This is a genomic window from Winogradskyella jejuensis (genome assembly GCF_900129745.1).
Classification (GTDB): domain Bacteria; phylum Bacteroidota; class Bacteroidia; order Flavobacteriales; family Flavobacteriaceae; genus Winogradskyella; species Winogradskyella jejuensis.
Genome location: NZ_FQWS01000002.1, coordinates 217,996 through 237,275 on the forward strand (window position 1 = coordinate 217,996; position 19,280 = coordinate 237,275).

Below are 19,280 nucleotides of genomic sequence, written 5' to 3' on the forward strand. Positions count from 1 at the left end.
ATTATTCCACCACAATGTGAGGAACATTATCTAAATTCCAATCGATGACTAAACCACCAGCTAAACTCTGAGCGATTTCTTTTCCGTATAAATATTCGCAGAGGTAAAGCGCAGCTTCAAAAGATTTTGCGCCTCCTACCGAGGTAATATACTTGCCGTCATGTACAAAAAGAATATCCTTTCTAACATCTAAATTTGAATAACGCTCACGCATTTTATCTATATCACTTGGGAATGTTGTAGAGACTTTCTCGTCCAATAGGCCAGCTTCAGCTAAAACAAAAGCGCCATCACAATGCGAGGTTACAAATTCAGCATCTTTATCAACTTTTTTCACAAAGTTAATCATCGCTTTATCGTCTAAATCTGAGTCTAAATGATGCTCGGCGCTTGGCACAACAAGAATATCAATCTTTGGTAATTTGTCAGAAATATAATTGTAATCAGGAATAATTCGCATGCCTTCAAAAGTCGTAATTGGGTCGTCTGTATTCGCAACCGTAAACACATTCATAGCTTTGATATTTTCTCTGAAAATCGTATGCTGAAAAATGTCGTAAGGCGCCGTTAATTCTGTATTATAAGTACCATCCATAATAAGAAACGCCACGTTATATCTGTTTGGTTCTAACTTTGGAAATTGTTTTTCTACAAAAGTATTATCTGTTTCAGAATGTTCTGTTTCTTTTTTGTCATTACAGCTTAAGCTTAAAAAAAAAGCTAAGGCGACTATGAGCAGTTTTTTCATATTAATAAAGTTCGTTGTTCTTCTTCAAAATTCGTTTTAAATATACCAAAAGTAAAACGCCTACAACTCCAAGCGCGCACATAAAGTACCAAGTAAATTCATAACCTAAATAGGCTGACATTTGTAAACCCGCATTATGCGAAAATATGCTTGCAATAGAAAACGCCATAACATACATGGCGAGATATTCGCCTTGTTTTCCGCGTTTAGAACGATGCATGGCAAAAGCATTAGACATTGGGAAACCAATCATTTCGCCAATAGTCATTAGCACAATACCGATTACGAGTATACCGAGCCATGGTGTAATATTAAGCACAAAAAGACTTAAAATGGTAAGTGCTAATCCAAATAATGTGAGACCAATTTTTGTATAATTAGAGTTTTCTAACCACGCAATAATGGGCATTTCGATTAAGAAAATGATAAGTCCATTTAGACCTAAAAGGTATCCAATTTCAGGCTCTGATAATAAATGGATGTCCTTGTAATAAAGAGGCATAGTTGAAAAGTACTGCATAAAAATGAATGCAAAAAGCACCATAGCCGCAAAGAAAATCCAATACGGTTTGTCCTTATTTACAGAAATAGGATTTTCATTAACGTCAGTGTCAACCGCTTTTGCTTTTCTTGGATTAAGAACGCTCACTAAAAGAAGTGTTGCCAGAATACACGTTATGCCATCTACCCAAAACAGACCACTGTAACCAATAGTTGCAATAATGAGTCCGCCAATGGCAGGTCCAGCCGAAAACCCTAAATTAATCGCAAGTCGGATTAATGTAACAGAACGTGTTTTATTTTCGGGTTTGCTATACACGCTCATGGCGACGTACATAGCTGGTCTAAAGGTATCTGCAACAGTCATTACCAAAAATATACCAATACATATTTGAGCAAACGTGTCTAAAAATTGTAATCCAATAAATAGAAAACCTGTGGAAAGAAGACTTCTTACCATAACTTTATAATAACCAATTTTGTCTGTGAGCTTTCCGCCAAGCCACGCGCCAGCCACTGAGCCAAGTCCAAAGCAAGTCATTACCCAGCCAACATTGGTTTGGCTTATTTCCATATCTTCTCTGAGATATAAGGATAAAAATGGAATTATCATCGTACCAGACCTGTTTATAAAGGTTATAAGCGCGAGCCACCAAACTTCAGTAGATAAACCTTTGAAGGTGTTGATATAATTGGTGTAAAGTTTTTTCATTTTATAATAATCCTATAAATAAAAAGTCCGACACTGTTTGTTGTCGGACTTTTAATGGGTTTTGGTTAGTTAAATATATCAACATTATAACACACAAAAAGTCCGCCTTCTATATTTAGAAGTCTGCTTTTGATTACATGTTACAATTGAAAATTTCATTTAGTTTTGCGTTGATTTGCTCTCAAAGCTATAAAAAAAATGTTTAAGTTGTATTTTTGGGATTTAAAATAATTAATAAATGAGATATATTCTTCTGGTCTTAGCATTTGTTTCTTTTACAGGCTGTGCTCAAAAAAAACCTGCTACAATTGGCGATACACCATGGCAAGTAAAGATGAACTCAGACTTTAAAGATGCTAGTAAATCGCCTTTAAAAGCTAAGGATTTAAAAACGTTTGAAGGTTTAGATTTCTTCCCTTTCGATTCGAGTTATGTTGTCAAAGCTTCATTAAAGCGTACTCCAGATTCAGAATGGTTTAATATGAAAACAACAACAAGTCGTCTATCTAAAGAACGAGTTTACGGTATAGCGACTTTCATTTTAAAGGGAAAAGAATATAAATTGAATATCTATCAAGGTGAAGAAAATATGAATTCTGAAAAGTACAAAGACTATTTATTTCTCCCTTTTTTAGATAATACTAATGGCGAAACCACTTACGCAGGCGGAAGATACATAGGGTTATCTATTCCAAAAGGTGATTCAATTACCATTGATTTTAATGAGGCGTACAATCCGTATTGCGCTTACAACGAAAAGTATTCTTGTCCAATTGTACCTAGAGCAAATTACCTAAATACAAGAGTGGAAGCTGGAGTTAAGGCTTTTAAGAAGTAGATTTATTTTGTTTTAATATTCCATAGAAAGTGAATAAACTCGATTTTAGCGTATCATTAAGAGCAAAGGGATTATCTAAAGATGAGATGATAAAAGAAATGAATGTAAATGGATTTGATGCTTCAGAAATCAAATACTACTTAAAAAAATCTGACGAAGTTTACATAAATCAATTATTAGCTAATAAAGAATCTAGGAATTTAACTAAAACGAATCGGACTTTTAAATCGGTAGTTTTAGTTATTAGTCTTTTGTTGCTTGTAAGTGTTTTCTTTGGCTACGCATCAATAGGACTTATAGGACTTTTTATACTTTGGAGTTTAGTGAAATTTGGCTCTTACAGAAGGTGAAGCTTACTAACGTAATATGTCTGCTTTACTAAAAAATATAATAAAGTCTTCCCTTTTGGAAGATTTAGATGGGTTTCTACTTCACCAAAAACATACCTCCAAATACAGCTAAGAAACCAACAACAAAACTGCCAATTGTGTAGAGTGCAAATGATGTAAAATCTCCTGATTTTAGAAATACATGGTTCTCGTAAGCAAAAGTTGAGAACGTAGTAAAGCCACCGCAAAAACCTGTAGCTAAAAGTAAGGTTTGAGACTCTGATAAACCTTCATTTTTTGCAGCAAGACCTAGTATAATTCCAATAAGTAAACTGCCTATAATATTTGCGGCAAATGTACCATAGGGTATACCGTTTTCAGAACTGTTAAGCCATTTTCCAACCAAGAAGCGTAAAGCACTTCCAAATCCGCCACCTACAAAAACCAATAGTAATTGCTTCATTTATTTTACAGCTAAAAAGATTTCTGTGACCCAATCTGCAGGGTTTGGTTGACTTGTGGGGTCAGTTAAATACGATTCTAACATAGGACCTTCTTCAATAAGTTCTAGATTGTTTTCAGCTATATAAGCCATACCTTTTTCCCAAGCTTCTTTTAAATTTTCGTAATCCCCTTTTAAAGTCACTTTTACAGCTTTAAACGATTCTAGCTTTCCCGTAAGAATTTCTGGTTCGTTTGTGGTTATTTTAGAGCTTGTTGGCACACCACATGAAAACATTACGGCGTCGTTTGCTTCATCCCACTTATGATAGAGTACAAAAGGAGCACCAGCAAACCTAATGTTATTACTAATAGCATAGCCACCTACTTTAGGAAGCATCTCTTGCATTTTTTCTTTAAAATTAGACATTTTACAAGATGTGGTGTTGTAAAGATAAAATCCACCACTATGCTGAGTTACACCATCTAAAGTGACAGAATAACGCTTCATATCTTTCTGAATTTGTTCATCTAGTAACTCTAGACCTCTTTCATAATGTGGGCCAATTTGTTTTTCCATACCTCCCATTAGGGTTGCAAATGCTTTAAAACCAAACGGTAAATCTTTTCCGGATATTCTCCAGTTTACAGTTGTACTTCCATCATCGTTGGCAGTAAAATGCCATACAACATCAGATTTTGGAAAATCTGAAAATTGCATTTCTTGTACAATAGAATCATTAGTAGCTGCAGCAATAGTTTTCATAGTGCCAATATCGCCGTCTTGTGTCCAAGAATATGAGCCTCCAACACCGCTAGTTTTTTGAGGTAAAGAAATTTCGATTTCGGGATGTTCTTCTTTCCATGAATTCCATGCTTCCCAATTTTTAAAATCAATAACATTATTGTAAACAACAGATATAGGAGCCTTAATTGTTTTGCTTCGTTCTACTTCGTAAGAGTTAGGTTGAACTGCGATATAGATAGCAAGCCCAATAACAATGATAAGGAGCAGGAAAATGATGTATTTTAAAGCTTTCATAGGGGATTGATTTTAGTTATTAATCAAAGATAGCAATTTTAAGGTATGTCTTTTTAGTGTTACATTTGTGTACAACTAAAATTAAATCAAAAATGAAATTAAAATCAATATTGGGTATTGCTTTAGTAGCTTCACTTTTCTTTTCTTGTGGAGATGATAAAAATGAAGCGACTCCAGAAGCAAAAGAATTTAGCTATAACGTTGAGCAATTTGCAGACATTAAAATTTTACGTTATAAAATTCCTGGATGGGAAAATCTAACTTTAAAGGAGCAGAAGCTGGTATATTACTTAACACAAGCAGGTTTGGCTGGAAGAGATATAATGTGGGACCAAAACTACAGACATAACCTAGCCATTAGAAAAGCACTTGAGAATATTTATACAAATTACGCAGGAGATAAAACATCGGATAATTGGAAAGCGTTTGAGGTCTATTTAAAGCGCGTATGGTTTAGTAATGGTATTCATCATCATTATTCCAACGATAAATTAAAACCTGGTTTTGATGAAGCATACTTCAATGAGTTATTAAAAGCTACGGGTACCAAACTAGATGGTATGGCTTATGCCGCTATATTTAATGATGAAGATTTAAAAAAGGTAAACCAGGCAAAAGGTGTAGATAATGTGGCGTTATCTGCTGTAAATTTTTACGGACCTAATGTAACAAACGAAGATGTCGAGAAGTTTTACGCCGCTAAGAAATCACCTAATCCAGATAGACCGTTGTCTTTCGGACTTAACTCACAACTAGTAAAAGAAGATGGCGAATTAAAAGAGCGCGTTTACAAATCTGGTGGGCTTTACGGAAGCGCTATCGATGAGATTGTAAAATGGTTAGAAAAAGCAAAGTCCGTTGCCGAAAATGAAGCTCAAGGAAATGCTCTTGGTTTATTAATCGACTATTACAAAACGGGCGATTTACAAACTTGGGACGACTACAATGTGGCTTGGACAGCGGCTACAGAAGGTAACGTCGATTACATTAATAGCTTTATTGAAGTGTATAACGATCCATTAGGTTACCGCGGAAGTTATGAGAACATTGTACAAATCAACGATTTTGATATGTCTCAAAAAATGGCAGTATTGTCTGAAAATGCACAGTGGTTCGAAGATAATTCTCCTTTAATGGACGAGCATAAAAAAGACAGTGTTGTTGGTGTTACATATAAAGTGGTAACCGTTGCTGGCGAAGCTGGTGACGCATCACCTAGCACTCCAATTGGAGTCAATTTACCAAATGCCAACTGGATAAGAAAAGAAGTAGGAAGTAAGTCTGTTTCTCTAGGAAATATTATTAATGCTTACAATAATGCAGGAAGTACAGGCAGATTGAAAGAGTTTGTTCACGATGAAGAAGAATTAAAGTTAGAAGAAGAATACGGACAACTAGCAGACAAATTACACACCGCTTTACATGAAGTGATTGGACATGCCTCAGGACAATTAAATCCGGGTGTAGGTGAAACAAAAGAAACGCTGAAGAATTACGCATCTACTTTAGAAGAAGGTCGTGCAGATTTAGTAGGTCTTTATTATTTGTATAATCCTAAGTTACAAGAATTAGGTTTAGTAGACGATTGGCAAAAAGTTGGAAAAGCAGCTTACGATGGATACATCCGTAATGGTTTGATGACGCAATTAATCCGATTAAATTTAGGTGATGATGTTGAAGAAGCACACATGCGTAACCGCCAATGGGTAAGTGCCTGGGCTTATGAAAAAGGGAAAGCAGATAATGTCATTGAGAAAGTAACTCGTGACGGAAAAACGTATTTCAATATCAATGATTACGATAAATTACACGAGCTTTTTGGACAGTTATTACGCGAAACACAACGAATAAAATCTGAAGGAGATTACGCTGCTGTAGAAGCTTTAGTTGAGGGTTATGGTGTTAAAGTAGACCAGGCTATTCATAAAGAAGTTTTAGAACGTAACAAGCAATTTACATCTGCACCTTACAGTGGTTTCGTAAATCCAGTTTTAGTACCTGAGATGGATGATAATGGTGAAATTACTGCTATTAAAGTTACTCAACCAGAAGGATTTCCTGAGCAAATGTTAGAATACAGTAAAAACTACAGTTTTTTACCTACAAAAAATTAAACAATAGTTTTATAGAAATTAAAGAAGGAGGCTCAATCAAGTCTCCTTTTTTATTACATGAACAGAAACTTTACCGCAGCAATCATAGCTATAAAACCGATAAAGGCAAGAAGTATCCAAATAGTGCCTTTATAGTATTTTTTATGAAGTTTTAAATCTTTACGGTATTGGAACACGATTACCGTAGCAAAAGCGATAAAAAATAATATTCCAAAAACTAATTGACCAGTCGTAAACATCTTCTTATTTTTAATGCAAATTTAAGGATAACAAGATTAAAAAACTAAAGACAGATGCAAGATAAAATAGATGCTGTAAAAGCATTTCACACCGCTTTCAAAATTGGATACAGAGAAACACCAAAAGCTCATCTGGGTATGGAAAAAAATCAACTCCGTTATAAATTGATGCGTGAAGAAAATGAAGAATATTTAGAAGCTGCTAATAACAATGATTTAGTTGAGGTTGCAGATGCCTTGGGAGATATGCTTTATATTTTATGCGGAACAATAATTGAGCATGGAATGCAGCATAAAATAGAAGAGGTTTTTGCTGAGATACAACGCAGTAATATGAGTAAACTAGGAGAAGATGGAGAACCAATCTATCGGGAAGATGGTAAAGTCCTTAAAGGACCAAATTATTTTAAGCCTAACATTGCGACTATATTAGAATCATAAAAAAAAGCAGCCCAAGGCTGCTTTTTTTGATTGTATTATTTAACCTCATATCGCCAGTCGTGTTTGTCCTCGGCTAGATTATGTTGTATATTAAGCAATGTTGATTTAAATAAGGTGGCATAAGAGTTCTCTTCTTCAGGAATCTCAAATACATCACCAGCGTGTTCAAAAGCAGATACGGGGCTAATAACAGCAGCTGTACCAGCACCAAAAATTTCTTTTAAACTTCCATTTTTAGCGGCATCTTTTATTTCTTTTACACTTACGCGTCTTACTTCACATTCAATACCTAAATCTTCTGCAAGTTGTATCACGCTTTTTCGTGTAACTCCATCTAAAATTCTATCATTATTTGGAGCAGTAATTAATTTGTCTCCAATTCTAAAGAAGATATTCATTGTGCCAGCTTCCTCAAGGTAATCGTGAGTACTAGCGTCTGTCCAAATAATTTGCTGAAATCCTTTTTTCTGTGCTAAACTCGTTGGGTAAAATTGAGCGCCGTAATTTCCAGCAGCCTTAGCGAAGCCAACACCACCATCGGCAGAACGACTAAACTTCTCTGCAAATAATACGCGTACAGGCTCATTGTAGTAAGCTTTTGCTGGCGAGCAGATAATCATAAAACGATATTCATTTGCAGGAGAAGCCGATATAGCTGGCTCAGTAGCAATTACAAATGGTCTTAAATATAAAGAGTTACCAACGCCAGGTTTAATCCATTCAGAGTCTAATTTTAGTAAGGTTTCTAGACCTTTAAAAAAATAATCCTTAGGAAATTCAGGGATTGCCATACGAGCAGAAGACTTATTAATACGCTCAAAATTTTGGTCAGGTCTAAACAAAAATACCTTTCCATCTTCATCTTTATAGGCTTTCATACCCTCAAAAACAGCTTGTCCGTAATGAAACACACGAGCAGAAGGGTCGATAGTCATAGCTTGATATGGCATTATCTGTGGTTTCTGCCATTCACCATCCTTAAAATCGCAAACAAACATATGATCTGTAAAAACTCGTCCAAATGTGAGATTGTTAAAATCTACATCATTGATTTTAGAAGTTTTAGCTTTTACTAAATCGATTTCGTAAGTTGGAATTATAGCCATATATTGTTATTGATTTGATGTTGCAAAAGTACGCAATCATTCTCGTTGTAAAACCAAAGATTACCTTAAAATTTAATAAATTTGTTAAACCAATTATTAACAACTAAAACACTATAAAAATGAAGAATATTTTAAGTCTACTACTAATCACTGTGTTAGTGGTTTCATGTAAGAACGATACTAAAAAAGCAGAAGAAATTCAAGAGATAGAGGTTAAAGAAATGTCTGAAGAAATAGCTTACAACAGCTATGGAGAAAAAATTACTGATGCAGATGCTTTAACATCGGAGCGCATGCTGCAGTATTACGATGCTATGAAGGTGGGTGATACTTTAAATGCTAAAGTTAGAGGTAATATTACTGAAGTATGTTCTAAAAAAGGATGTTGGATGAAGTTAGATATGGGCAATGGGAAGATTGTCCGTGTAACTTTTAAAGACTACGGATTTTTTATGCCTCTAGATGCTACAGGAGAAGTTGTAATTAACGGAAAAGCATTTGTAAAAGAAACATCTGTAGAAGATTTAAAGCATTATGCTGAAGACGCTGGTGAAACTCCTGAAGAAATTGCAAAAATTACAGAGCCAGAAGTGACCCTATCTTTTGAAGCAGATGGCGTTTTACTTAAACAATAGTGAAACGAAAAATTATCACCACAGGAGATGGCTCTAAGACCATTCAAATTGAGGATTGGAATGAACAGTATCACTCCGTTCACGGTGCTATAAATGAAGCAAATCATGTGTTTATCAAACATGGTTTGCTTCATTTTTTTAATCAATTCGGTCATGCTGAACTTGATTCAGCATCTCATCATAATTCTTTATTTGATAATAATAATCAAGAAATTTCAATCCTCGAAATAGGTTTCGGCACAGGTCTTAATGCATTTTTAACGTTAATTGAAGCCGAAAAATTAAAGAAGACTATAAGTTATGTCGGCGTAGAAGCCTACCCAGTTAAGCAAGAAGAAATTGAAGTTTTGAATTATGTCGATTTAATTTCAACTCAACATCAAACCAAATTTGAGCTGCTTCATACGTCTCCGTGGGATGAAGTCATCACTGTTTCAAAATATTTTCAACTTAAAAAAGAAGAAAAGTTTTTTAAAGACATTTCTGCTATTTCAAAATTTGATATCGTTTATTTTGATGCTTTCGGAGCTCGTGTTCAACCAGATTTATGGACCGAAGATATTTTCAGATTAATGTATCACGCCATGAAACCCAGTAGTGTATTAGTGACCTATTCTGCTAAAGGAAGTGTTAGGCGTGCTATGCAATCTGTGGGTTTTGAAGTAGAGCGACTTGAAGGACCTCCAAACAAACGCCATATGCTCAGAGCAATTAAACGTTAAAACTTAACTAAATCCCATTTCTTGCAGTTTTAGCACTCGTATCTTTGCCTAAAATTAATAATTGTGAGGGTTTTAATTACAGGAGCTACAGGTTTGGTAGGTAAAGAAATTGTAAAGCTTTGCCAAGAAGATGGCATTGCCGTAAATTATTTAACCACTTCAAAATCAAAGTTAGAAACTCAGGATAATTACAAAGGCTTTTACTGGAATCCACAAAAGGGCGAAATCGATACCAAATGCTTTGAAGGTGTTGATGCAGTTATTAACTTGGTTGGTGCCTCAATTTCTAAAAGATGGACGGATTCTTACAAAAAAGAAGTTTTAGAAAGTAGAACAAAAACTGCAGCACTGCTCAAAAAAACAATTGACGATAATAATTATCCTGTAAAACAAATTGTATCTGCGAGTGCTATTGGGGTTTATCCGTCATCAATAACCAATTATTACGAAGAAGATTTTAATAAGATTTCTGATACGTTTTTAGGTGAAGTTGTAGAACAATGGGAAGCTGCTGTAGATGCATTTAAAGATTCTAATATAGATGTGTGTAAGCTAAGGATAGGGCTTGTATTATCTAATGATGGAGGTGCATTACCGGAAATTATAAAACCTATTAAGTTAGGTGCTGGAGCTGCTTTTGGTAGTGGTGAGCAATGGCAGAGTTGGATTCATGTAGAAGATTTAGCTAGTCTTTTTCTATACGCTGTTAAAGAAGGTCTTACAGGTGTTTACAATGCTGTGGCACCAAATTCTGTAACTAATGCAGAATTAACGAAGTTGTCTGCAAAAGTCTTAAAACGTCCGTTGATTTTACCAAACATTCCAAAGTTTGCAATGAAATTAGTTTTAGGAGAAATGCACATTATTTTGTTTGAAAGTCAACGTGTTAGTTCTCAAAAAATAGAGCAAGAAGGATTTCAGTTTAAATACGCTAATCTATGTCCAGCTTTGGAAGATTTATTAGGTTAAATCTTGAAATGTCCAAGCCACGATTCTACTTGTTTTTTGTCCCTGACCCATATCTATTGTTTTAATCGCTTTTGCGCTTACAGTTTTTAGATGCTTGTAAATACTTTTTAGGTTAGATGCTTTAGAGACTAGAGTTGTAAACCAAAGACATTGCTCACCAAAATGCTTGCTTTCAAAAATGAGGTCTTTTATAAAACGTGCTTCACCACCTTTGCACCATAATTCGTTATGCTGACCACCAAAGTTAAGTTTTAGTTCTTGTTGTTTTCCTTTTAGGTTTCTGAGCTTTCGCCTTGCCGCTTTCTTAGCGTCTTCTTCCGACGCATGGAAAGGTGGATTACACATCGTGAAGGTAATCTGCTCATTTGGATTTAGAATGCCTTCTAACTTTTTTGCACTATTAGATTGAAATTTAATAGCAATATGATTCTCTAAGCTATTTTTTGTGACGATGTCTTTCGCAAAACTAACTGCTGTTTCATCAATATCTGATGCTATAAACTGCCAACCATAAATTTTATTTCCTAAAAGTGGATAAATACAATTAGCACCAGTACCAATATCCAAGCCTTTGATGCTTGAGTTGTAAGATGAATCTTCAAGTAAATCTGCGATGTAGTGAATGTAATCTACACGCCCAGGAATAGGCGGGCATAAGTATTGTTCTGGGATGTTCCAATATTCAATATTGTAGTATAGTTTTAATAAGGCTGCATTAAGTGATTTTACAGCTTTTGGATTGAAGAAATCTACAGATAAATCACCATATTTATTCTTTGCAACAAACGGATTAAGACTTGGGGCTACTTCAATTAATTTGTCAAAATCGTAACGTTCTCTATGTTTACTCCTTGGATGAAGTTTCGATCTTGTTTGTTCAGGTTTATGTTTTTTAGACAAGTGGTACAAGTTATCAGTATTAATGTAAATTTAATACAATTCATTTATATCAAATGTTATATCATGATAGCCAAAAGATAGTATTCGGTTCTAGGTAATACGTATTAAAAAAGCGTAACTAATTAAAAGTTACGCTTTTTAAGCTATTAATCAATTGGAAAATGGGGGATATTTTCCATATTAATGCAAAATTATGATAATTAGCACTTTAGAAAATTGATGTATGATAATAAAGTCTACGACATAGAAATTTCTTTTCTAATTCTACTTAAGCTTTCAGTAGTTATGCCTAGATATGACGCTATATGATAATTCTTTACACTTTTTTCAATATCTGGATAAGTATTAATGAAGTTTAAATAACGCTCTGTGGCTGTTTGAGAAATATTTGCTAAAATTCTTTTTTGAAATGCAGCAAAAGCATTTTCTAATTTTTTTCTAAAAAAGGATTCTATTTTTGGAATTTTAGAATATAGTCTTTCTTTATTTTCTTTACTAATTCTATAGAGTATAGCATCTTCAATAACTTCAATATTTAGTATGGCTTTAGAATCTGAAAAAAAACCAGTGTAATCGCTTATCCACCAATCTCTAATTGCAAATTGTAACGTATGTTCTTTGCCATATTTATCCAAATAAAAAGATCTTAAACAGCCCTCTAATGTGTAATATTGATAGTTTACTATATCATTAGTTCTTAGTAGCAAAGCTCCTTTCTCGTAAAATACCTTTTGAAACAATGGTTCTGTAATTTCTATTTCAGATTTTGAAAGAGATAGACCTTTTAAAAGTAATTGTATTATTGAATTGTTAGCTTTCAAAATAGAATTTTAGATACATAAGTTACTAAAAATCTATTGTTTAGTGAAAATATTTTTTATAAATCTAATTACACATATTTCTATTTAGTCCTAAATCTAAACATAATTTCTGTCGACGGATTTTTGATGTTTTTGGATTGGTTTTTAAAAACTGGATAGGGATACTTTGATTTAGCTCAATAGCATCAAAAACCGCTTTTTCATTAAGATAAAAAGCACCTGTGTAAGTTTTAGAGTTGTATTCAAATTTGTATTCTATAAGATACATAAAAAGCTCTACGAATCTTCTGTTTCTTCCCATCCCTTCTGTATGAGAATGGTCTTCAACTTCTTTATTTGTTATTATGGCTGTTGTGTAGCTTCCATACTTTTTTATCAATGCTTTTTCGTAATAAAACAATAAACTAGATGGTAATGTGTATATCCAAACAAACAGGATAAAGGCAATAAAAACACCGCCAAATATATAAAAGAACAGCTGGTCTTTATTTACAATTGTACCTATGTAAATTAATACCAGCCCAATGCTAATAAACAATAATCCACCAAGAATTAAAAAGAGGTGCTTTTTAATAGCTTCTATAGAAAAATTAATGCGGTCTTTTAAGGTGAGTTTCAAATTTCAAATTTTCACTAATGTCTGAAAAAATAGTCAATAAAAAAACCACCAAGTTTTCACAAGGTGGTTTTAGTTATAATATAGCTCTCAACGCCTTACTTTATCATATCATAGCTTCGTTTGATGAAGTTTGTTAGCTCTTCACCCTTTAGTAAGCCTTGAGATAAGCGTGCTAGGTCTAAACTCTGATTAATTAAGCGTTCTTGCTTTTTCTTTGTTTTGGTATTTAAAATTTCACCAACCAACTCAGAATTTGTGTTAACCACAAGGTTGTACATTTCTGGCATATTACCCATACCAAACATGCCGCCACCAGTTTGTTGCATCTCCTTCATGCGGCGCATAAATTCGGGCTGTGTAATCATAAAAGGCGAAGCATTACTATCCATAGCTTCTAACTGTACCATGAATTTTTCAGAAGGAATAACTTCTTTTAGTAACTCGTCTAGTTTTGTTTTTTCATCTTCAGACAATTTTGAAATCGAAGTATCTTCTTTCTTAATTAAATTATCAATATGGTCTGCATCGACACGTGCAAAAGAAATCTTTTCCTTAGTGGTTTCTAGCTTTTGCATTAAGTGCGAAACGATAGGCGAATCTAATAATAAGACTTCGTAATCTTTTTCTTTAGCAGCTTCTATGTATGCGTGTTGTGCATCTTTATCTGAAGCATAAAGAATCACCATTTTGTCATCCTTATCGGTTTGCTTCGCTTTTATAGCGTTTGTCAATTCTTCAAACGTATAATACTTGCCGTCTACTGTTGGGTAAAGCGCAAAAGCGTCTGCTTTTTCGAAGAATTTTTCTTCAGAGAGCATACCGTATTCGATGACAATTTTAATGTCGTTCCATTTGGCTTCAAAATCTTCTCGATTATTATTAAATAAGGATTTTAACTTATCGGCCACTTTACGTGTGATGTAAGACGAAATTTTCTTTACAGCACCATCGGCTTGTAAGTAACTACGAGATACGTTTAATGGAATATCTGGAGAGTCGATGACACCACGAAGCATGGTTAAAAATTCTGGTACAATACCTTCGACATTATCGGTTACAAACACCTGATTTTGGTATAATTGAATTTTATCTTTCTGAATTTGTAAATCCGCAGACATTTTTGGGAAATACAAAATACCTGTAAGATTAAACGGGTAATCTACATTAAGATGAATGTTGAATAATGGCTCCTCAAATTGCATTGGGTACAACTCGCGGTAGAAGTTTTTGTAGTCATCAGCCTCTAAATCTGCCGGCTGTTTAGTCCATGCTGGATTTGGATTATTGATAATGTTATCTACTTCTTTTGTTGGTGCCGGGTCATCTTCCTTGGCGCCTTCGGGTTTTGGAAGTGTTTCTGTTTTGGTACCAAATTTAATTGGCACAGGCATAAACTTGTTATACTTTAATAGTAACTCTCTTATTCTACTTTCTTCTAAGAATTCTGTAGAATCTTCAGCAATATGAAGAATAATTTCTGTACCTCTTTCGGTCTTATCGTCTTCTTCTAAAGTAAACTCTGGCGAGCTATCGCAGGTCCAATGTGCGGCAGGTGCATCTGTGTGTGATTTGGTAATAATCTCAACCTTATCTGCTACCATAAATGCAGAATAGAAACCTAGACCAAAATGGCCAATAATACCCGCATCCTTAGCGGAATCTTTGTATTTGTCTAAGAACTCTTCAGCACCAGAAAACGCTACTTGGTTAATGTATTTTTCAACCTCTTCGGCTGTCATACCTAAACCTTGGTCGATGATGTGTAATTTTTTGGCATCTTTATCAATCTTAACTTCGATTTGCGGATTGCCGTATTCCACTTTAGACTCGCCAATGTTAGTAAGATGCTTCAATTTTAATGTGGCATCGGTGGCATTACTAATTAACTCACGAAGAAAAATTTCGTGGTCACTATATAAAAACTTCTTGATTAAAGGGAAGATGTTTTCTACTGAAACATTAATATTTCCTTTTGTCATGATTATTTGTGTTTTGAGTTATCAAATTAATTCGATACTACTAAGACAACAAAAATGCCAATTGAAGATTAGTGACAAGATGACATAAAAAAGCCATTCAACTAGAATGGCTTTTTTAATTACTTTCCTTTTACTTTAGAGGGTTTATTTTCGATTTTTTTGTCCTCTTTTTTCTTGTTTTTCACATGTTTGTCTAACCATTGGTCTTGCTCCCAAAGCATGTGCATAATAGACTCTTTTGCTCTATAGCCATGACTTTCTTTAGGTAACATCACTAGCCTTACTGGCGCTCCTAATCCTTTTAGGGCATTAAAATAGCGCTCACTTTGTAATGGATATGTTCCTGAATTATTATCGGCAACACCATGTATTAAAAGTAGTGGTGTTTTCATTTTGTCTGCGTGCATAAAAGGAGACATGCTATAGTATATTTCTGGAGCTTCCCAATAACTGCGTTCTTCACTTTGGAAACCAAACGGCGTCAAAGTTCTGTTATACGCACCACTACGAGCAATACCTGCGGCAAATAAGTTGGAATGCGACAATAGATTGGCCGTCATAAAGGCACCGTAACTGTGTCCACCAACAGCGACGCGGTCTCTATCGATATACCCTAAATTGTCAACTGCATCAATAGCTGCTTTACCGTTGGCTACCAGTTGTTCTCTAAACGAATCATTTGGTTCTTCAGAACCTTCACCAACAATAGGAAAGGCTGCATCGTCTAAAACCACATAGCCGCGAGTTACCCAATAAATTGGTGAACCCCAATATGGATATATGAACTCATTGGCATTAGATGTGCTTTGAGAGGCACTAGCTTTATCTTTATACTCTCTAGGATATGCCCATAAAATCATAGGATATTTTTTTCCTTCTTCATAGTCTAATGGTAAGTAAAGTGTACCGTCTAAGTCTAAACCGTCATCACGTTTATAGGTAATTACGCGTTTGTTTACCTTTTCAAGACTTTTAAATGGATTATCAAAAGATGTTATGGCTTTAAGGTTATTTTTCTTTTTGATGTTTCTGATATAATAGTTTGGATATTCTGTAGGCGACTCAATACGTACAAGAATTTCACCTTTTTTCATATCTATTGCAGAACTGAGATTTTCTACTTTATCGGTGTAAGTTGAGGTGTATAATCGCTTGGTTTCATTAGATGTTACATCATATTCATCTACAAACGGAAATTGACCGTCTTTTGTATAACCATCTCCCATTAAGTAAAGCTTTTTGCCATCCATTTCTAACGTATAACGGCCATACTCATTTTTTGAATTGACAAAGCTTCCGGGATTGCTATAAACATCTTGATAATTTCTGTCAGAAATAATTTTAGGAGTTTGGCTAGCATCAGAAGGATTAAACAAATACGTTTTGGTATTTCTTGTATTCCACCATCGATCGTATGCTATGGCAACATTATCATTACCCCAGTTTATTCCAGCAAATCGTTGTTTTGTTTTTAAAAGTAATTCTGGTTTACCATTAAAAGGTGCATCTGTTTGGTACACTGCATCTCTGTACTCGACATCAACAGAAGGGTCTCCTTGGTCTAACGCTTCCGCCCAGACAAGCGTTGCTGGTTTATCGGCTCTCCACGACATATTACGTTTACCAAGTCTCGTGGCCATAAAACCTTTTGGTCTTACTTCGTCAAGGGGAACATCGTTAACCGTTTTTATTGCATTCCCGTTTGTGTCGTAAATAACACTTTCATTAGGAAACCTTGAATACGTCACTAAATACGAAAACGGTCTTTTAATTTTTGTAATCATTACATAATTACCATCTGGTGAAAAACTAATGCCACGATACATCGCAGAAGGTAAAAAATCTTCAGCGGCTCCATTGATAGATACCTTTTTAATTTCAGAATGCGCCAATTGCTCAAAATTAAACTCGTCATTAGGTGTTTTTAATAAATCTTGATAGGTTCTGTTCTGGGCTTTAGAGCCATCGCTTACGGAAATTGTTGGTCCTGTTGGTACGGCAATGGACGTATTTATCAATGGTTTTCTGTCTGAAGGAAGTGTTTTAACTAATAGATGTTTATTGTCTTTAAACCAGCTAATGGTGCTACCCATATTTGCATTTACATTGGTGTCTGTAATTTTTGAAGCTTTTGCGGCTTTAACATCTAGAATCCAAACTTCGACACCTGTATTAGTAGTATTTAAGCATGCAATCATAGACTCGTCTGGCGACCAGCTAAATCCAGATAATCTTGGATTTTCTGGAAGGCCAATAACTTGTTTTGCCGAATCATCCGTCGTTTTTTTGACTTTAAGATTGTTATAAAATGTGGTACGGCTACCTATATTGGTTACAGGATTAATACGTAATCCTGCTAGGCGCATTTCTGTTTCAGATAATTCCTCAATTGATTTATACTGATTTCTGTAGATAAGTACTATGTATTCGCCCTTACTATCAATTTGAACACCAGGCGCTAAATCGACATCGGCTAATTCTAATATGTCCTTAGGTGGGGTTTGATAATTTAGACTTGTTTGCGCATAGTTAAAACAAACAAAGAAAAAAAAGAAGTATTTAATGATGGTTTTCATAGTGTGTTGATTTTTAGTCTTAAAGTTGCTTGGTAAGTTAATAAAAATGAATAGTTAGGCTTCTTTATGATGTGTTAAAATAGAACTGTTTGCAAACATTATCAGTTATTATGCATGCATAACGAATGCAAGCTTCGATAGCCTTTAAATGGTTAAATTTGCAGTTCCCTTTAAAAATTAAAATATGTACAATTCTAAAATTACGGGTTTAGGAAAATATGTTCCAGAAAATGTGGTGACTAATAATGACCTTAAAGCATTTATGGATACTAGCGATGAGTGGATACAAGAACGAACAGGAATAAAAGAGCGTCGTTGGATAGACCCAAAAACAAGCGAAGACACAACATCTATCATGGGTGCGAAAGCTGCTAAAATTGCTATTGAGCGTGCAGGACTAACCAAAGATGACATTGATTTTATTGTCTTTGCAACGTTGAGTCCAGATATGTATTTCCCAGGTGGTGGTGTACGTGTGCAAGAAATTTTAGAGATGGATACTATTGGTGCTATAGATATTAGAAACCAATGTTCTGGGTTTATTTACGGATTATCTGTTGCCGACCAGTTTATCAAAACAGGAATGTATAAAAATGTGCTTGTTATAGGTAGCGAAAACCATTCCGGTGGTCTTGAAAAATCTACAAGAGGTCGTGGCGTTACGGTAATTTTTGGTGATGGAGCAGGAGCAGCTGTTTTAAGCAGAGAAGAGGACAATACAAAAGGTATTTTATCTACACATTTACATTCTGAAGGTAAGCATGCAGCAGAATTAGCGCTAGAAGGCCCAAGTACAGGACGTTGGGTAGATGCCATTATGGAAGAAAATGACCCTGAGGATGTGTCTTACTATCCATATATGAATGGACAATTTGTGTTTAAACATGCAGTAGTTCGCTTTAGTGAAGCTATTATTGAGGGATTAACCAAAAATCAACTTCAGAAAGAAGATATAGATATGTTAATACCGCATCAAGCTAATTTGCGTATCTCTCAATTTATCCAAAAGAAATTTGGTTTAAGCGATGACCAAGTTTACAATAATATAATGCGATACGGTAATACCACTGCAGCGTCTATCCCAATTGCACTAACCGAAGCTTGGGAAGAAGGAAGAATTAAAGAAGGAGACAATGTAGTTTTAGCTGCGTTTGGTAGTGGATTTACATGGGGAAGTGCGATTATTAAGTGGTAAGATGAGTAAAAACTTTTTTACCCATCCGAGTAAGACTATTGTTATCATATTTGTAAGTCTTTGCTTTATAGGGAATATTCTACTGATTTTGGCGGCTACAGATTTATTTACTGAGACCTTATTTCAAAGCAAGAATATTTTACTATTAGGATTAATGTCTTCGTCTATATTGGTAACATTTGTGTTGTATACCAATTACCTGAAACAGAAACATTCAAAATAATTAACTAACCAAATAAAAAAAGCCGAAACTCCCCTGTTTCGGCTTTTTTAGCTATTAACTAAACTTAACTAACACTTATTATAAACCAAGTTTATAATGATTATTACTTAAAAACTTATCACTTATATAG

Annotated in this window: 18 protein-coding genes; 8 read left to right on the forward strand and 10 right to left on the reverse strand. The window is 34.6% G+C overall.

Annotated features, from left to right (window positions below):
- Position 1: 1 nt before the first annotated feature.
- Positions 2-748 (reverse strand): DJ-1/PfpI family protein, encoded by a 747-nt coding sequence (locus BUB95_RS08790; protein WP_073085598.1) that lies wholly within the window; start codon positions 746-748, stop codon positions 2-4.
- Position 749: 1 nt separating this feature from the next.
- Positions 750-1,961 (reverse strand): MDR family MFS transporter, encoded by a 1,212-nt coding sequence (locus BUB95_RS08795; RefSeq protein ID WP_073085600.1) that lies wholly within the window; start codon positions 1,959-1,961, stop codon positions 750-752.
- A 238-nt stretch (positions 1,962-2,199) separates the two neighbouring features.
- Between BUB95_RS08795 and BUB95_RS08800 the strand changes: the two genes are divergently transcribed.
- Complete coding sequence (locus tag BUB95_RS08800; RefSeq protein ID WP_073085602.1) at positions 2,200-2,799, forward strand: DUF1684 domain-containing protein; 600 nt, start codon at positions 2,200-2,202, stop codon at positions 2,797-2,799.
- 29 nt (positions 2,800-2,828) lie between these two features.
- A complete protein-coding gene (locus BUB95_RS08805) occupies positions 2,829-3,149 on the forward strand; it encodes a hypothetical protein (RefSeq protein WP_073085604.1) in 321 nt (106 codons plus the stop codon).
- A gap of 76 nt (positions 3,150-3,225) precedes the next feature.
- Here the strand turns inward: BUB95_RS08805 and crcB are convergent, their stop codons facing one another.
- Both crcB and BUB95_RS08815 read right to left on the reverse strand, forming a co-directional pair.
- Positions 3,226-3,591 (reverse strand): fluoride efflux transporter CrcB, encoded by a 366-nt coding sequence (crcB, locus tag BUB95_RS08810; protein WP_073085606.1) that lies wholly within the window; start codon positions 3,589-3,591, stop codon positions 3,226-3,228.
- Positions 3,592-4,611 (reverse strand): SRPBCC family protein, encoded by a 1,020-nt coding sequence (locus BUB95_RS08815; protein WP_073085608.1) that lies wholly within the window; start codon positions 4,609-4,611, stop codon positions 3,592-3,594. It lies immediately after the preceding gene.
- A 92-nt stretch (positions 4,612-4,703) separates the two neighbouring features.
- Between BUB95_RS08815 and BUB95_RS08820 the strand changes: the two genes are divergently transcribed.
- Both BUB95_RS08820 and BUB95_RS08830 read left to right on the forward strand, forming a co-directional pair.
- Positions 4,704-6,725 (forward strand): dipeptidyl-peptidase 3 family protein, encoded by a 2,022-nt coding sequence (locus BUB95_RS08820; protein WP_073085610.1) that lies wholly within the window; start codon positions 4,704-4,706, stop codon positions 6,723-6,725.
- Between the two features lie 293 nt (positions 6,726-7,018).
- Positions 7,019-7,405, forward strand: coding sequence for a pyrophosphohydrolase domain-containing protein (locus BUB95_RS08830; RefSeq protein ID WP_073085614.1), 387 nt, complete (start codon positions 7,019-7,021; stop codon positions 7,403-7,405).
- A gap of 35 nt (positions 7,406-7,440) precedes the next feature.
- Here the strand turns inward: BUB95_RS08830 and BUB95_RS08835 are convergent, their stop codons facing one another.
- Entirely contained in the window at positions 7,441-8,511 is a 1,071-nt protein-coding gene (locus tag BUB95_RS08835; RefSeq protein WP_073085616.1) for a branched-chain amino acid aminotransferase, read from the reverse strand.
- Between the two features lie 119 nt (positions 8,512-8,630).
- Here BUB95_RS08835 and BUB95_RS08840 point away from each other — a divergent pair, with 119 nt between their 5' ends.
- From BUB95_RS08840 to BUB95_RS08850, 3 genes are all read left to right on the forward strand, one after another.
- Positions 8,631-9,146: a DUF4920 domain-containing protein gene (locus tag BUB95_RS08840; protein WP_073085618.1), complete on the forward strand. Its 516-nt coding sequence runs from the start codon at positions 8,631-8,633 to the stop codon at positions 9,144-9,146.
- Positions 9,146-9,868, forward strand: coding sequence for a tRNA (5-methylaminomethyl-2-thiouridine)(34)-methyltransferase MnmC2 (mnmD, locus tag BUB95_RS08845; RefSeq protein WP_073085620.1), 723 nt, complete (start codon positions 9,146-9,148; stop codon positions 9,866-9,868). The genes BUB95_RS08840 and mnmD overlap by 1 nt, the downstream gene beginning before the upstream one ends.
- A 63-nt stretch (positions 9,869-9,931) precedes the next feature.
- On the forward strand, positions 9,932-10,837 hold the full coding sequence (locus BUB95_RS08850; RefSeq protein WP_073085622.1) for a TIGR01777 family oxidoreductase: 906 nt from the start codon (positions 9,932-9,934) through the stop codon (positions 10,835-10,837).
- Here the strand turns inward: BUB95_RS08850 and rlmF are convergent.
- From rlmF to BUB95_RS08875, 5 genes are all read right to left on the reverse strand, one after another.
- Positions 10,829-11,737, reverse strand: coding sequence for a 23S rRNA (adenine(1618)-N(6))-methyltransferase RlmF (gene rlmF, locus BUB95_RS08855; RefSeq protein WP_073085624.1), 909 nt, complete (start codon positions 11,735-11,737; stop codon positions 10,829-10,831). The genes BUB95_RS08850 and rlmF overlap by 9 nt on opposite strands.
- A gap of 236 nt (positions 11,738-11,973) precedes the next feature.
- Positions 11,974-12,558 carry a Crp/Fnr family transcriptional regulator gene (locus BUB95_RS08860; RefSeq protein WP_073085626.1) on the reverse strand — a complete coding sequence of 195 codons (585 nt, stop codon included), beginning with the start codon at positions 12,556-12,558 and terminating at the stop codon, positions 11,974-11,976.
- Positions 12,559-12,622: 64 nt separating this feature from the next.
- Positions 12,623-13,177: a hypothetical protein gene (locus BUB95_RS08865; RefSeq protein WP_073085628.1), complete on the reverse strand. Its 555-nt coding sequence runs from the start codon at positions 13,175-13,177 to the stop codon at positions 12,623-12,625.
- A 95-nt stretch (positions 13,178-13,272) separates the two neighbouring features.
- Positions 13,273-15,156 carry a molecular chaperone HtpG gene (gene htpG, locus BUB95_RS08870; RefSeq protein WP_073085630.1) on the reverse strand — a complete coding sequence of 628 codons (1,884 nt, stop codon included), beginning with the start codon at positions 15,154-15,156 and terminating at the stop codon, positions 13,273-13,275.
- A gap of 119 nt (positions 15,157-15,275) precedes the next feature.
- Entirely contained in the window at positions 15,276-17,732 is a 2,457-nt protein-coding gene (locus tag BUB95_RS08875) for an alpha/beta hydrolase family protein (RefSeq protein ID WP_073085632.1), read from the reverse strand.
- Positions 17,733-17,916: 184 nt separating this feature from the next.
- Here BUB95_RS08875 and BUB95_RS08880 point away from each other — a divergent pair, with 184 nt between their 5' ends.
- Positions 17,917-18,927 (forward strand): 3-oxoacyl-ACP synthase III family protein, encoded by a 1,011-nt coding sequence (locus BUB95_RS08880; RefSeq protein ID WP_073085634.1) that lies wholly within the window; start codon positions 17,917-17,919, stop codon positions 18,925-18,927.
- Positions 18,928-19,280: the final 353 nt, after the last annotated feature.

Excerpts from the sequence above, each read along its gene's own strand:
- htpG (WP_073085630.1), bottom strand. The coding sequence starts at position 15,156 with ATGACAAAAGGAAATATTAATGTTTCAGTAGAAAACATCTTCCCTTTA.
- BUB95_RS08795 (WP_073085600.1), bottom strand. The coding sequence starts at position 1,961 with ATGAAAAAACTTTACACCAATTATATCAACACCTTCAAAGGTTTATCT.
- BUB95_RS08875 (WP_073085632.1), bottom strand. The coding sequence starts at position 17,732 with ATGAAAACCATCATTAAATACTTCTTTTTTTTCTTTGTTTGTTTTAAC.
- BUB95_RS08815 (WP_073085608.1), bottom strand. The coding sequence starts at position 4,611 with ATGAAAGCTTTAAAATACATCATTTTCCTGCTCCTTATCATTGTTATT.
- BUB95_RS08830 (WP_073085614.1), top strand. The coding sequence starts at position 7,019 with ATGCAAGATAAAATAGATGCTGTAAAAGCATTTCACACCGCTTTCAAA.
- BUB95_RS08835 (WP_073085616.1), bottom strand. The coding sequence starts at position 8,511 with ATGGCTATAATTCCAACTTACGAAATCGATTTAGTAAAAGCTAAAACT.
- BUB95_RS08800 (WP_073085602.1), top strand. The coding sequence starts at position 2,200 with ATGAGATATATTCTTCTGGTCTTAGCATTTGTTTCTTTTACAGGCTGT.
- BUB95_RS08880 (WP_073085634.1), top strand. The coding sequence starts at position 17,917 with ATGTACAATTCTAAAATTACGGGTTTAGGAAAATATGTTCCAGAAAAT.
- BUB95_RS08820 (WP_073085610.1), top strand. The coding sequence starts at position 4,704 with ATGAAATTAAAATCAATATTGGGTATTGCTTTAGTAGCTTCACTTTTC.
- crcB (WP_073085606.1), bottom strand. The coding sequence starts at position 3,591 with ATGAAGCAATTACTATTGGTTTTTGTAGGTGGCGGATTTGGAAGTGCT.
- BUB95_RS08790 (WP_073085598.1), bottom strand. The coding sequence starts at position 748 with ATGAAAAAACTGCTCATAGTCGCCTTAGCTTTTTTTTTAAGCTTAAGC.
- BUB95_RS08840 (WP_073085618.1), top strand. The coding sequence starts at position 8,631 with ATGAAGAATATTTTAAGTCTACTACTAATCACTGTGTTAGTGGTTTCA.